Raw genomic sequence first — 12,804 nt, 5'->3', positions numbered from 1 at the left:
CAATGTCTACTATCGAAGCGAGTACAGCAGTGTCAGCAGTCCAGACTCATGATCAGATGAACAGATCTAATCGGTCTGGGAGAACTTCGTCAGCTCATGAGCTTTTGACGACTTCAGTGCTGACAGCAGTTGGTACGGCAGCGCTGGTCGGTATTCACCATCGTTATCGTAAGCAGCAGCATCCAGATGCCAGTCTACAAGATTATGTAAATGGTATTCGTACGCAGTTGCAGGTATTACGAGCTAGTCCTGATTTAACGCCGAAACTTTCGCGCTTGCGCTATGCTTGTGAGCAAGCAGCAGCAACCTGGAAGCAGGCTTATCATGCTGTAAGTGATGATAAAAGTAAAACGCCTGACTTTGCTGTCATGCATACGACAACGATGCTGGCACGACCAGTCAGCTGGGTCAGTGGCGTCGCATCCATGCCAAAAGGTCAGGCTACATCAAGCCAAAATGAGCATGACTTTGGCGTGGTAGGTATTGATGCTGACAGACAAATCGTTTGGCAGACAACTATGCCTGAGCGTGTCCACGACATCGTTGTTCAGCCTGTATCTGTCAATGTATCTGAAGCTCAAACTCAGCATAGTAGTGTCGATCAAAGACGTGATGTCGTCGTCATGGGTCGTCGTCCAAGCGAAAGATTCTGGGTGCTTAATACATCAAATGGGCAAGTTCAACATGCGATTACAGCTGATGTAAACCGTCACTTTTATGGTCATGCTTGCTATAGCTTAGATGGCAGCTTGCTCTATGTAACTGAGAACGACACGGTGAGTTTGGCAGGTAAAATTGGTATCTATGATGCTAATAATGCTTATAAAAAAGTAGCAGAGTTTGACTCATATGGTATCGGCCCGCATGAGCTAATTATGCATCCTGATAGCGAAACGCTCGTCATTGCAAATGGTGGTATCAAAACCGAGCAGGCCTCACGCGAAGAGCTAAATCTAGATACCATGCGACCGTCACTAGTTTATCTGAATCGTCATGATGGCACACTGCTTGAGCAAGTGACTCCCGAGCATAATCAGATGAGTGTGCGCCACTTAGCCATGCACGATGACGGCACAGTGATGATTGGTATTCAGTTCCAAGGTGAAAAACATATCAATGTACCGTTAGTGCTGACTCATAAACGTGGTGATGCCAGCTTTACACCACTCACTATGCCAAATAATCAATGGCAACGTTTTCACCAATATATCGCTAGCGTGGCGGTGGATAGTGAGCGTAACTTACTGTGTGTGACCACACCGATTGGTGGCTGTGCGGCGATTTATGATTTGCATACTCGCGAGCTGATTGATGACGTGAGTCTGCCAGATTGTGCAGGGGCTTCGGTGTTAGTTAATTCTAGTGCTTCAATGAGTAAAATTGATAAACATGCCGAGTCAACAGGATTTATCGTCAGTGATGGTCAAGGGCAGTTAACAGCGCTAAAAGTAACTGTTTTACTAGAAGTAAAATTGAACGTAGACGATGTTGAACCTCATGAGCGGATTATCAAAGACAGTCAACTGCATATGATGTCGTTTGACAACCATTTGCAAGCACGATAATACATGACTTTCAATAAGAACGGCAGATGAATAGGTATGGCGATTAATAATGACTATTACTAGAACAGTAGTAATAGTCAGCCAAGGAGATAAAGCATTAGCTTAGACACCAATTTAGATACTGTCAGACATCAGCTTGCACAAGCAGGCATCGAGCTACATATCAGTCAAAAGCGTGTTAAAAATATCAATTTTCGCTTAAAGCCTTATATGTTGATGGTATCTGCACCGATGCATGTCAGCGCATCACAAATGTTGCATGCTGTTGCTAAGCGGGTGCCTTGGGCGATTGCAAATCACCCGCAAGTATTAGAGCAATACAAACGTAGACAGAATACGTCGTCAAACTTTTCAACTGCTAATAATTCAGTTTTATTATGGGGTGCAGCGCAATCATTTACGCTCAGTCCCGATCAAAAAATCACCTACTATCGGCAACAACTCTCCGAAGTCGCACCTGCACTATTTGAAAAGTGGCAGCCAATCGTTGGCGCTTATGCCAATGAAATACGTTTGAAAAAAATGCACACGCGTTGGGGCAGCTGCAACACGCGCGCAAAACGAATTTGGCTCTCGGTTTATCTTCCTGCCTATCCTATCGAATGCACCGAATACGTAATCGTTCATGAGCTGTGCCACTTGCATCATGCCAACCATAGCCGAGCGTTTTGGCAAACGGTTGCGACAGCGATGCCAGATTATTTGCAATGGCATAATATCCTAGCGGGCAAGACAGGGCAGCTGGATTAAACGTATCATCTAACTATCTAACTAGCCCTCGTAAATAGCTCAATATCATCTGCGTCACTTTCATTATGCTGAGCAATAACTCCTATTTTCATCATCATTTTTTAAAATAGGGACACGCCTTTAAAATAGGGACACGTCTGAATAAGCCTGATATGATAAGGAATAACGGTACAAATCGTTTCGTTTAAACAATAGGTTTATATACAGGGATGTCATATGGAAAACGTCAACCAAGCGGAGTTTTGGCAGCAGCGTTATGAGAAGAACAGCATCGGTTGGGACATGGGGCAGGTGTCACCACCGCTAAAAGCTTATATCGACCAGCTACCTGAGAGCGCGAAAGATCAAGCGATACTAGTGCCAGGTGCGGGTAATGCTTATGAAGTAGGCTATTTATATGAGCAAGGTTTTACCAATATTACGCTGGTTGACTTTGCCCCTGCACCGATTGAGACGTTTGTAGAGCGTTATCCTACTTTCCCTTCTGAGCATCTGATCTGTGCGGATTTTTTTAGTTTGTCAGCTGAGCAGTGTCAATTTGATTGGATACTTGAGCAGACGTTTTTTTGTGCGATCAATCCATCGCGACGTGATGAATACGTGCAACAGATGGCAATGCTGTTAAAGCCACAAGGTAAACTGGTTGGGTTGTTGTTTGACACGGATTTTGGACGCAAAGAGCCACCATTCGGCGGCAGCAAGGAAGAGTACCAGCAGCGTTTTCAAAGTCATTTTGATATCGATATTATGGAGCCCAGCTATAATTCACATCCAGCACGGCAGGGTAGTGAGCTATTTATAAAGCTGCGAGCGAAGTAAGCTCGCGCTTGATATTATCTCGAGCTTGTGTTTCCAACTGATTGTAGTAATGGTCAGTTAGATAAAGCTTGGGATGTGCTAGTAATCCTTGCAACACTGCAGTGCGCCCATCACGGTAGTTGTCAGCGGCAACATGCTTATATTCTTGACGTATCGCCTTTGCATATTGCTCATATGCAGGCCAAGGCGTACCCAAGATACTCAAATCCATATCTAACAGATATGCCGCATCACTGTATTTTTCACTGTCTATCAATACATCTATCTGATGATTAGCCGTCATCATAATGAGAGCGTAGATCTGCTGGCATTGCTCTGTGCTTAGATAAGGGCTCAAAACATCTGTCGCAAACTCAGCACTTTTTAGCTCGTTGTCGGAGCGTGCTGGGTCGTATATTACATCATGATAGTACAGTGCCAATGCAATGATATGCGGCTCAGACAGAACCTGCTTAATATTCTCAAACTGTACCAATAACTGCTCAATGTGATTGAGTGTATGATAAGCACGTTGTGGTTCGCCATAGCGCGTCACGATATATTGCCAAAGTCTATCTATTTGCTTTGGCGAGATATCGTTGGTCATAGCTGACAAATGCTGTGCAAAGCACTTGCCAAGCTCACCATGCTTATTTGAGGCAATTTTCATATGTCATTTTTTCACTATGACCGTGGTAAAAATGGTTTGGTTATTCTTTATTAGCTACTGCGTCTTTAAATGCTTTGTTGAATACATCACCGAGCAAGCTAACATCATCGACACGCGCATAGTTCAGACGGGTGACAAAGGCAATATGGCGATGCGGCCCGTCTTCAGCCAATGGTATGGCGACGGCATTTTGGTTTTGCAGGTGTAGCTGATCGAGCGCCATTTCAGGCACGAGGGTTGTGCCCATATTGGCAAGTGCCATTTGAATCAAAGTATTTAAACTGGCATCTGAGAAGCTTGACTTCATCTGGGCACGGTCAAAATGACAGACAGACAGCGTCTGGTCAGTTAAGCAATGACCTTCGCCAAGTAACATCAGGTTGGCAGTCGCCAGTTCATCAGCATTGATGGTATCAAGCTTGGCATGTATGTCGTCTTTTGGAAATACAGCAAAGAAGTCTTCACTCCAGAACTCAAAACTGTGTAGCCCATCTACCGCGTACGGTAGTGCAATGATAGCCGTATCGATATGACCGTAGCGTACTTGCTCAAGCAGACGCTCTGTCTGTTGTTCGACGATGGTCATACGGAACTCTGGATACTGAGCACGCAGCGCAGGCAGTACTTTTGGCAGCAAATAAGGCGCAATCGTCGGAATGATACCGACAGTCATGGGATAGGCAAGCGGCGTCTGATGGCTATGAGCACGCGTAGTCAAATCGCTGACCTCAGAAAACACTCGCTGCGCCCGTGTGAGAATGTCTTGACCGATAGGGGTAATCAATACCTGTTTATTGTTGCGCTCAAAAATCTGAGTATCTAGCTGTTTTTCTAATTCTGCGATACCCAAACTTAGTGCAGATTGCGAGATATTGCAATCTTCAGCCGCACGTTTAAAATGACGATGTTTGGCGACGGCTAGGGCAAACTCAAGTTGTCGTAAAGTAATCATAAAACCTCTCTGTTAGTGGGTTTTTAATGCAATTTATTATGTTTGGTCAACCTTTATAAGGTAGCAAATTACCAATTAAGCACCAATGATAAAATGTAGAGATAATAGTTTAACAAGTTTAATAAAACAAAACATCACATTAAAAACTTTTAACTGGATTAACCGTAGAATTCGCGTATAGTTTGTCAGGTAGCCCAGAGAGCTAGAGGGCTAATTGAAAAAACCATATAAATAATTTCCAATTTACTTAACTATAGAGGAGCCAACCATGGCGTCTATCATCAATCAAGAAATCCCAGAATTTTCAGCAGATGCATACGTAAACGGTGAGTTCAAAACCATCACTTCAGAAGACGTAAAAGGCAACTGGGCGATTTTCCTATTTTACCCAGCTGATTTCACGTTCGTTTGCCCAACTGAGCTAGAAGACATGGCCGCTCATTATGACGAGCTAAAAGGTCTTGGTGTTGAAGTGTACTCAGTATCTACTGACACGCATTTCACGCACAAAGCATGGCATGATTCTTCAGAAGCTATCGGTAAAGTACAATACCCAATGATCGGCGATCCTACTGGTAAAATCACTCGTGGCTTTAACGTCATGATTGAAGAAGCAGGTTTGGCTGAGCGCGGTACGTTCTTAGTAGATCCTGATGGCTTGATCCAAGTCGCTGAAATCCATGCTGGCGGTATCGGCCGTAGTGCGAAAGATATGCTACGTAAAGTGAAAGCAGCACAGTATGTTCGTGAAAACGACGGCGAAGTTTGCCCAGCAGCTTGGGAACAAGGCGGCGACACATTAAAGCCAAGTCTTGACCTAGTTGGTAAAATCTAAGTAGATATTTCATATTTAGATAAAAGTAGTGCTGTACCTTAAATATCTGATTTAAGTCAGTACTATAAATAAAGACCCCATTAACATAAGTTGATGGGGTCTTTTTACGTCTTAAGCATAGGTATTGTTAGTATTATTTTTTCAGCATATCTCTAAGTATAGACGCAATATTAAGCGCGAGATTGTGCTTTATTTTTATCAATAGTTTTATAAATCTCGTCTTTGAGTTGTAGCTTTCGTCGTTTCATCTGTTCGATTTCTTCGTCGCGACTGGCATGCTTGACCACATCGTTTTCAAGCTTATTAATTTGCCTATCTAGAGTCGTATGCTCATCGAAGATACTCGCAAAATGCGTGTCCTTTTGCTTGAGCTCATCGATAATATCACTGTGATCTTGCCATGTGTCTGTCATTGTCATGTTGTCATCCTTGTTATTTAGTGCAAGCTTAGAATAAGCGTAAGCACGTTATGGTTAAGACGCTTATGATGGTGAGACTTTGTTTGGAAGGGGTGAACGTTTAATGGTAATAAAGGTAATTACTTCACGATATTGATAATGCATATTGCTATCAATACCATTCGATTGTAGCGAAAAAATAGACCATGTACCATCACTATCATTTGCTTATATATTTATATTTAATTATTTAAAGCAATAAACGATTGGTTTTATAAAACATAAAGTTTGAGTTTCTCAGCTTGCCGAAACTCGCTAAACGCTTGATAATAGACACATCAAAGGGCATGAGCCCACTATATATAACCTTTTATACAAAATTATTAACACCAACTATTTCATATTTAGACGCGTGGCATGATAGCTGCCGTTACATATTCAGTCATAATGAGGAACAAACATGATAGATCAGAATTTATTAGATGCCGTTAAGAGCTATAGCGAAAACATGACACGCCCAATTACTTTTGTATTAGGTAATGGTACGCATGCAAAACGTGCAGAATTGGTAGATTTTTTGACCAAGATTGCTGGAACGACAGACAAAATCAATTTCGATGCAGAAGCAACTGACGATAGTTTGCCTAGTGCGATTAGTTTTAAAGTAGTCAGTCACATTGATGGCGAATCAAACGATACTGGTATCGTATTCAGCGGTATCCCAGGTGGTCATGAGTTTACGTCATTGATTTTGGCAATTTTGCAAGCGGGTGGTCATACGCTAAAGTTGGATGAAGGTATCCAAAAGTTAGTTAAGCGCTTTAATAAGCCATTACAGTTCCAGACCTACGTGTCATTGTCATGCCATAGCTGCCCAGAAGTCGTTCAGGCATTGAACCAGTTTGCGCTATTAAACGATGGTATCAGCAACGAGATGATCGATGGTGCATTGTTTCAAGAGCAAGTAGAAGCAAATAAAATCCAAGGCGTACCAGCTGTGTTTTTGAACGGTAAGCCATTTGCTAACGGCCTAATCGACACTGCTAAATTGATTGGAAAATTGCAAGAGCAGTTCCCTGATTTACTGTCAGAAGTAGAAGACGATGCTGAGCAATTAGAGCAGCAAGACGTCACTATCATCGGTGCTGGCCCTGCAGGTGTGGCTGCAGCCATTTATACAGCGCGTAAAGGTTTAAAAGTTACAATGGTCGCTGATCGTATCGGTGGACAGGTAAAAGACACGCAAGATATCGAGAACTTGATTTCAGTACCGCTAACCAATGGTACAGATTTATCGATCAACTTTGTCAAGCACTTGGCCGAATATAACATCACATTAAAAGAGCATGTGAGCGTTAAAGAAATTGGCGAGACTGAAGAAGAGAACTACAGTATCCACCTAAATACTGGTGAGACTTTTAATACTCGTAGTATTATCTTGGCGACAGGTGCTCAGTGGAGAAAGCTTGGTGTACCGGGTGAAGAAGAAAATATCGGTAAAGGTGTGGCTTTCTGTGCACATTGCGATGGCCCATTCTTTAAAGGTAAAGATATCTCAGTGATCGGCGGTGGTAACTCAGGTGTTGAGGCAGCACTAGATTTGGCAGGTATCGTTAATCACGTTACTGTACTCGAGTTCGCTGATGAGTTAAAAGCTGACCAAGTACTGATCAATAAAGCCAAAGAGAAAACCAACATTGAGTTCATCACCGGTGCAGCGACGCAAGAGATCAAAGCGACTGATGGCAAAGTATCGTCTATCGTCTACCAAGATCGCAGCACAGGTGAGACTCATGAGCGTGATTTATCAGGGGTGTTTGTACAGATTGGTTTAGTGCCAAACACTGGGTTTATCAAAGGCTTCGTTGATCTAAACCGCTTTGGTGAGATCGAAATCGATGAGCGCTGCCGTACAGATCGTAAAGGTATCTTCGCTTGTGGTGATGTAACCACCGTACCATTTAAGCAGATTAATATTGCAATGGGTGAAGGTAGTAAAGCGGCATTGTCAGCGTTTGAATACTTGGTCATGCAGTAAGTTATTCGGTTTAGTTTCAGTATAAAAGGCCACCTCGGTTGAGGTGGTTTTTTTATGCTATCGCATAAATACGTCTATATAAAAAAATCCTGATAATTAGAAAATGGACTCTTAAGTAAACAAATAACGCGATTTCATTCAGAAAATATCAGTATTTACGTTACAAATTCGACATTTGCATTACAAACTCGTGTTGTTGATGCAATAATGTATGCAATAAAACCTATCATAGCGTCATGAACTATAAGGAAAATAGGCATGGAATACATTGAAGCTTTTTTTGCCCTAGTCGGGGATCTAACGTGGGGCTGGGCGCTCGTGCCTATGCTAATTATTTTTGGTTTATTATTTACCATCGTAGGTAGGTTCGCTCAGTTTAAATATTTTAAACGTATGTTCCGTGTGTTCAAAACGGATGAAGTAGGAGACGACGGGATTTCTGCCCGTCAGGCGTTGCTCGTTTCTATCGGTGGACGTGTGGGCGGCGGTAACATTGCTGGTGTTGCGGTTGCAATCTCCTTAGGAGGACCGGGAGCGGTATTCTGGATGTGGGTTGTGGCCTTAATTGGCATGATGACCAGCATTGTGGAATGTAGCTTAGCCCAGCTTTACAAGCGTAGAGACAATGATGGTAACTTTCGTGGTGGCCCTGCGACCTATATCTTACATGGGTTAGGTAAAGACTATCGCTGGCTTGCTGTTATTTATGCGATCTCGCTACTACTGTCTTTTTCTATCGGGTTTGTAGCGTTCCAAGGCAATACGGTAGCAGGCTCAGCGCTTGAAAGCTTTGGGATTGACCGCTGGATAACGGGTCTGGTTCTGGTGATTGCAGGTGGATTTATTGTCTTTGGCGGTATTCAGCGCATTGCAAAAGTAGCCGACGTTGTCATTCCTGTTATGGCATTAATCTATATCAGTATGGCACTTATTATTATTGCGTTTAACTTTACAGAACTGCCTGCACTGATGGTAATGATTGTCAAAAATGCTTTTGGCATTGAATCTGTCGTGGGCGGTGGTATTGGTGTGGCAATTGAGCAAGGTATGAAGCGTGGTTTATTCTCTAATGAGGCAGGTCTAGGTTCTGCGCCTAATATTGCCGCCACCGCTTACGCTACTCATCCTGTTAGTCAGGGTATCTCGCAGTCACTGTCTGTGTTTATTGATACGATAATCGTATGTAGTGCCACCGCATTCATGATTTTACTGAGCGGCGTGTATCAACCAGGTGCGGAAGTCGATGGTATTGTATTGGCACAGCAGGCGCTAACGACCCAGCTTGGGGATTGGGCACAGTATATTCTCACCATATCGATATTGCTATTTGCCCTAAGCTCTATCATGTATAACTATTATATGGGTGAAAATGCCATTAATTTCTTGATTAAAAAGAATATCAAAATGGCGACTCTGATTTTGCGAATTGTTGTGATTGCGGTGTTATTCTTGGGCGCAGTGGCTCCTGCAGCAACCGCAGTGTTCTTCTTCGCTGATCCGTTGATGGGTGTGTTAGCGCTAGCAAATTTATTGGCCTTGATAATGTTATTTCCACGAGCTAAGCGTCTACTTGACGACTTTGCAAGTCAGTTAAAATCAGGGGTTAAAGAGCCGTTATTTGACGCACAAGAGTATGAAAAGTTGGATCTCGATTTGAGCGCATGGGGTAAAAAAGCGGTAAAAGAAGCGTTAGACCAAAAACAGTAGTAACCGTACGCTTTATTTCTCATGAAAGAAAAAACCACTTTAACTGAGTTGAAGTGGTTTTTTTATGCAAGATATTATTTATGCCTAAAATGAATGGTTATTCGCCAATACGCCAACGACAGACAGTATCTCTCCTGCTTCATCTTCTTCAATAATTCGAGTCTCTGTCAGTGCTGATTGTTGCCACGCCTGTATGTGCGGATGATTTAGCATAGTTTGGCAATACTGCTTGGTCATTGGCTGCAAAGTAATATTAGATGCATCAGCATAAGTCTGTAATCGCAGCACCACTGGAGCAAAAAACACATCAGCTGCTGTGAAATCTCCGAATAAGAAACTGTCTGCTGAGCGATCTTTTAAACAATTAGCGAAAATACTCTCAATACGAGCGATATCTACTAAGCAAGCATTACTTGGTTGTATCTTAGCCGTTGCTCGTATATTCATCGGCATCTCATTACGAATGCCTGTCAATCCCGAATGCATCTCAGCCACGATACTTTGGCAATAGGCGCTATTTATTCTACTTTGATTATTATTTCGTTTTTCAGCGTTAGATTTATCAATGCCTGTCCAAATATCAATATCCGTAAAGTACTCATTGACATGCATAGCAATCGCTAAGGTGTCCCAAACGGTTACTTTATTATTTTCTTCACCATAGACTAAAATAGGCACTTTACCCGTTGGTGAATGCGTTTCGAGCGTTGGACGTGCTGATGGATGAAACAACTCAACAAGCTGCTCATCAAAATCAACATTGAACGCTTTGAGCAATAGCCATGCTCGTAGCGACCAAGATGAGTAGTTTCTATTCCCAATAATTAATAACGGTTTTTCCATCATAGAGTCCTATTAAGCGATAACAGTAGCATTTTATTATGTACTCAATCTTGAGTATTGACCAGTCTATAAACCGAGCCATGTCTCTATCATGTAAATCCTATTCCGAAATAAATGCCCATCTAATATTTAGACGGGCACTTACTTAGAAGGGCGCTTTTTATTTCTTACATTCGCTATCATCAGTTTTTATTTTTGATTAGAAAGATGATAGGCAGCGCAACGACATACATCAGCACACCGTACAAAGCAGCAGGCAGCGCGATGACGGGTAGTGTGCTCACGCCCATGATGATAGGGGCTAAGGTGATAGCCGTCGTACTATTTTGAATACTGGTTTCTATCGAGATGGTTTTGGTATCAAACCAGCTAAGCTTTAGGACTCTAGAGATTGAGATGCTAATAGCAAATAAAATAGCAATGATAAAGACCAGCTCTAAACCAATTTGAGTGAACTGTGTTTGTAGTAGTTGCCAGTTAGAGGCAATAGCAGCGAAGACAATTAGTACAAAAAATACGCTGGCCAAGCCGTTTAGAAGGCTGCTACGACGTACCATAAAGTCCGTAAATTTGTGGCGAGCAAGCATACCAAGAGATACGGGCAATGTGGTCAATAAGAACATGACTAGGCCAATCTTTATCGCGCTAATAGAGTTTGCCTGATCTTTCATAAAGTGATCAAAAGCCAGGGTGATTAAAATGGGCAATGTAATGACCGATAGTATACTGACCACACCAGTCAACGCGATAGAGAGCGCGACATTTCCTTTGGCATAGTAGGTCAGCATGTTGCTAGTGACGCCGCCGGGACAAAAACTAATCAGCATAATCCCAAAAGCAATCGCTGGTGGCGGAGCCGTTACTAACACGACTGCTAGCGCAACCAACGGTACCAACACAACTTGATTGATTAAGCCGACAAAGAACGCTTTTGGATATTTGGCAATGACCTTAAAATCACTCAGTTTTAGCCCTGCTCCTAGAGTGAACATAATGTAGGCAAGTGCTAGTGGCAGTAATGCTAGCGCGGTATTATTCATCAAACATTCCTTGTAAAACTAAAATGCCATATCAAGATGGCGTTTTGAAAGTAAATAGCAGCGAGGTGACCTTGTCACCATACAGCTGCTCACATTCCATGTGTTTAGGTATTTAATCGTCTAGCTATTTAGGTGTCTCAACCACCAAGCTAGATCAAGCCTATCAAATGATAATAGCGGTATTACGCTCGTATAGTAACCCACTTGTCGTGACTATTGAGGTTGGTCGAGGTTGTTGGTAGCTATCGGGAAATGATTAGGCAGTGACTAGGTAGTGATTGGGTTGTTTGTGGCTAATGACGCTTTGAGCATAATGATAATCGTAGTAAAAAGCCCACAAGATTCTGTGGGCTAAATACGCTAACTTTCTAGTCTGTTCATGCTGCACTAGTCGTCTAGTAAATCCATTTGCTTAGCGGCTTCATAGATACCGTTTGAGCGGTTACCCGTGCGGCAAAAAATCAGCATTGGCTGCTCAGCTTGATTAAAGAAATCTGCAAACGTTTCGACATGAGTTTGGTTCAGCTCATTACCTGCAAAAGAAATCTCTTTATAAGCAAGACCAGCTTCTTTGGCTGCTGCTTCGATTTCGGCACTGGTTGGCTGATTTGGCTCTTCACCATCAGGACGGTTATTGATAATGGTTTTGAAACCATTTTCGGCAATCATAGGCACTTGGTCAGGCGTGATTTGTCCGGTAAAGCTAACTTCATGGCTCATAAGAGCTCCTTTTTTTTATTGGTGTTGTTGGGTTTATAAAACGTGTGAGTTCGAGCGACGGTTGTTGTTATAACAGACCTTGCATCAACGCGCTTTGGTACAGTAGCTTGGCGCGTGCCCCAGTACCGCAAAACATTAATATAGGTTTGGGCATTGAGTGATAGAAATCGGCAAACTGCTCGACCGTCAGCATACTTAAGCGCTCATCATCAAACGGCAGATGCTGATACGCTAGGTTTGCCTGTTCGGTAGCCGTTGCCAAATCGCAGCTATTAGGCTGTGTCTCAATCTCGGCATCTGGGCGAATATTAAGCACTGAGCGATAACCAAGCTCAGCAATCTTAACGCATTGGCTTGGGTATATTTGCTTATAAATCGTTAAATCATCGGTCATAAAGTAGGTTCAGTTATATTTGTTAAAGTATATTTATTATTGAGGGTTGGGCTAAGAATATCAAAGGGCTATAAACCAGCATTCTTTAGGCTGA

The 12,804-nt window shown here is 42.6% G+C and carries 13 protein-coding genes; 6 read left to right on the top strand and 7 right to left on the bottom strand.

Going from position 1 to position 12,804, the window contains the following annotated elements; genetic code table 11:
- The first annotated feature begins 2 nt into the window (after nucleotides 1–2).
- The 3 genes from ACS8FA_RS26550 to ACS8FA_RS26540 all read left to right on the top strand — a co-directional run bounded on the left by ACS8FA_RS26550 (nucleotide 3) and on the right by ACS8FA_RS26540 (nucleotide 3,134).
- Nucleotides 3–1,565: a DUF1513 domain-containing protein gene (locus ACS8FA_RS26550; protein ID WP_439266344.1), complete on the top strand. Its 1,563-nt coding sequence runs from the start codon at nucleotides 3–5 to the stop codon at nucleotides 1,563–1,565.
- A gap of 210 nt (nucleotides 1,566–1,775) precedes the next feature.
- The gene (locus tag ACS8FA_RS26545) at nucleotides 1,776–2,315 is read left to right on the top strand and encodes a M48 family metallopeptidase (RefSeq protein WP_439266346.1); all 540 of its coding nucleotides are present in this window, start codon (nucleotides 1,776–1,778) and stop codon (nucleotides 2,313–2,315) included.
- Between the two features lie 216 nt (nucleotides 2,316–2,531).
- Nucleotides 2,532–3,134 (top strand): methyltransferase domain-containing protein, encoded by a 603-nt coding sequence (locus ACS8FA_RS26540; RefSeq protein WP_439266348.1) that lies wholly within the window; start codon nucleotides 2,532–2,534, stop codon nucleotides 3,132–3,134.
- On the opposite strand, the gene ACS8FA_RS26535 is transcribed toward ACS8FA_RS26540, so the two are convergent.
- The gene (locus ACS8FA_RS26535; protein WP_439266350.1) at nucleotides 3,112–3,783 is read right to left on the bottom strand and encodes an HD domain-containing protein; all 672 of its coding nucleotides are present in this window, start codon (nucleotides 3,781–3,783) and stop codon (nucleotides 3,112–3,114) included. The two genes, ACS8FA_RS26540 and ACS8FA_RS26535, sit on opposite strands and share 23 nt — an antisense overlap.
- A gap of 40 nt (nucleotides 3,784–3,823) precedes the next feature.
- On the bottom strand, nucleotides 3,824–4,735 hold the full coding sequence (locus ACS8FA_RS26530) for a hydrogen peroxide-inducible genes activator (protein WP_057761536.1): 912 nt from the start codon (nucleotides 4,733–4,735) through the stop codon (nucleotides 3,824–3,826).
- 268 nt (nucleotides 4,736–5,003) lie between these two features.
- Between ACS8FA_RS26530 and ahpC the strand changes: the two genes are divergently transcribed.
- Complete coding sequence (gene ahpC / locus ACS8FA_RS26525; protein WP_057761534.1) at nucleotides 5,004–5,570, top strand: alkyl hydroperoxide reductase subunit C; 567 nt, start codon at nucleotides 5,004–5,006, stop codon at nucleotides 5,568–5,570.
- Nucleotides 5,571–5,740: 170 nt separating this feature from the next.
- Here the strand turns inward: ahpC and ACS8FA_RS26520 are convergent, their stop codons facing one another.
- Complete coding sequence (locus tag ACS8FA_RS26520; protein ID WP_057761532.1) at nucleotides 5,741–5,989, bottom strand: HP1242/YdcH family protein; 249 nt, start codon at nucleotides 5,987–5,989, stop codon at nucleotides 5,741–5,743.
- A gap of 439 nt (nucleotides 5,990–6,428) precedes the next feature.
- On the opposite strand from ACS8FA_RS26520, the gene ahpF reads away from it, so the two are divergent.
- Nucleotides 6,429–8,006: an alkyl hydroperoxide reductase subunit F gene (gene ahpF / locus ACS8FA_RS26515; protein ID WP_439266353.1), complete on the top strand. Its 1,578-nt coding sequence runs from the start codon at nucleotides 6,429–6,431 to the stop codon at nucleotides 8,004–8,006.
- Between the two features lie 258 nt (nucleotides 8,007–8,264).
- Complete coding sequence (locus ACS8FA_RS26510) at nucleotides 8,265–9,713, top strand: alanine/glycine:cation symporter family protein (protein WP_439266355.1); 1,449 nt, start codon at nucleotides 8,265–8,267, stop codon at nucleotides 9,711–9,713.
- 84 nt (nucleotides 9,714–9,797) lie between these two features.
- Here ACS8FA_RS26510 and ACS8FA_RS26505 read toward each other — a convergent pair whose 3' ends face one another.
- From ACS8FA_RS26505 to ACS8FA_RS26490, 4 genes are all read right to left on the bottom strand, one after another.
- Nucleotides 9,798–10,556 carry a glutathione S-transferase family protein gene (locus ACS8FA_RS26505; protein WP_439266357.1) on the bottom strand — a complete coding sequence of 253 codons (759 nt, stop codon included), beginning with the start codon at nucleotides 10,554–10,556 and terminating at the stop codon, nucleotides 9,798–9,800.
- A gap of 182 nt (nucleotides 10,557–10,738) precedes the next feature.
- Nucleotides 10,739–11,596 carry a bile acid:sodium symporter family protein gene (locus ACS8FA_RS26500; RefSeq protein WP_439266359.1) on the bottom strand — a complete coding sequence of 286 codons (858 nt, stop codon included), beginning with the start codon at nucleotides 11,594–11,596 and terminating at the stop codon, nucleotides 10,739–10,741.
- A 387-nt stretch (nucleotides 11,597–11,983) separates the two neighbouring features.
- Nucleotides 11,984–12,316, bottom strand: a complete 333-nt coding sequence (locus ACS8FA_RS26495; protein WP_057761521.1) for a protein tyrosine phosphatase family protein — start codon at nucleotides 12,314–12,316, stop codon at nucleotides 11,984–11,986.
- A gap of 67 nt (nucleotides 12,317–12,383) precedes the next feature.
- Nucleotides 12,384–12,710 carry a protein tyrosine phosphatase family protein gene (locus ACS8FA_RS26490; protein ID WP_057761519.1) on the bottom strand — a complete coding sequence of 109 codons (327 nt, stop codon included), beginning with the start codon at nucleotides 12,708–12,710 and terminating at the stop codon, nucleotides 12,384–12,386.
- Nucleotides 12,711–12,804: the final 94 nt, after the last annotated feature.

The organism is Psychrobacter sp. 1Y1 (genome assembly GCF_051847395.2).
Lineage (GTDB): Bacteria > Pseudomonadota > Gammaproteobacteria > Pseudomonadales > Moraxellaceae > Psychrobacter.
Note: the sequence above shows the minus strand (reverse complement) of the source record. Positions and strands in the feature narration are given on the sequence as shown.

What these genes read in the sequence shown, in the direction of transcription:
- ACS8FA_RS26540 (WP_439266348.1), top strand. Translation starts at nt 2,532, where the DNA reads ATGGAAAACGTCAACCAAGCGGAGTTTTGGCAGCAGCGTTATGAGAAG.
- ACS8FA_RS26530 (WP_057761536.1), bottom strand. Translation starts at nt 4,735, where the DNA reads ATGATTACTTTACGACAACTTGAGTTTGCCCTAGCCGTCGCCAAACAT.
- ACS8FA_RS26495 (WP_057761521.1), bottom strand. Translation starts at nt 12,316, where the DNA reads ATGAGCCATGAAGTTAGCTTTACCGGACAAATCACGCCTGACCAAGTG.
- ACS8FA_RS26545 (WP_439266346.1), top strand. Translation starts at nt 1,776, where the DNA reads ATGTTGATGGTATCTGCACCGATGCATGTCAGCGCATCACAAATGTTG.
- ACS8FA_RS26510 (WP_439266355.1), top strand. Translation starts at nt 8,265, where the DNA reads ATGGAATACATTGAAGCTTTTTTTGCCCTAGTCGGGGATCTAACGTGG.
- ACS8FA_RS26535 (WP_439266350.1), bottom strand. Translation starts at nt 3,783, where the DNA reads ATGAAAATTGCCTCAAATAAGCATGGTGAGCTTGGCAAGTGCTTTGCA.
- ACS8FA_RS26520 (WP_057761532.1), bottom strand. Translation starts at nt 5,989, where the DNA reads ATGACAATGACAGACACATGGCAAGATCACAGTGATATTATCGATGAG.
- ACS8FA_RS26550 (WP_439266344.1), top strand. Translation starts at nt 3, where the DNA reads ATGTCTACTATCGAAGCGAGTACAGCAGTGTCAGCAGTCCAGACTCAT.
- ACS8FA_RS26490 (WP_057761519.1), bottom strand. Translation starts at nt 12,710, where the DNA reads ATGACCGATGATTTAACGATTTATAAGCAAATATACCCAAGCCAATGC.
- ACS8FA_RS26505 (WP_439266357.1), bottom strand. Translation starts at nt 10,556, where the DNA reads ATGGAAAAACCGTTATTAATTATTGGGAATAGAAACTACTCATCTTGG.
- ahpF (WP_439266353.1), top strand. Translation starts at nt 6,429, where the DNA reads ATGATAGATCAGAATTTATTAGATGCCGTTAAGAGCTATAGCGAAAAC.
- ahpC (WP_057761534.1), top strand. Translation starts at nt 5,004, where the DNA reads ATGGCGTCTATCATCAATCAAGAAATCCCAGAATTTTCAGCAGATGCA.
- ACS8FA_RS26500 (WP_439266359.1), bottom strand. Translation starts at nt 11,596, where the DNA reads ATGAATAATACCGCGCTAGCATTACTGCCACTAGCACTTGCCTACATT.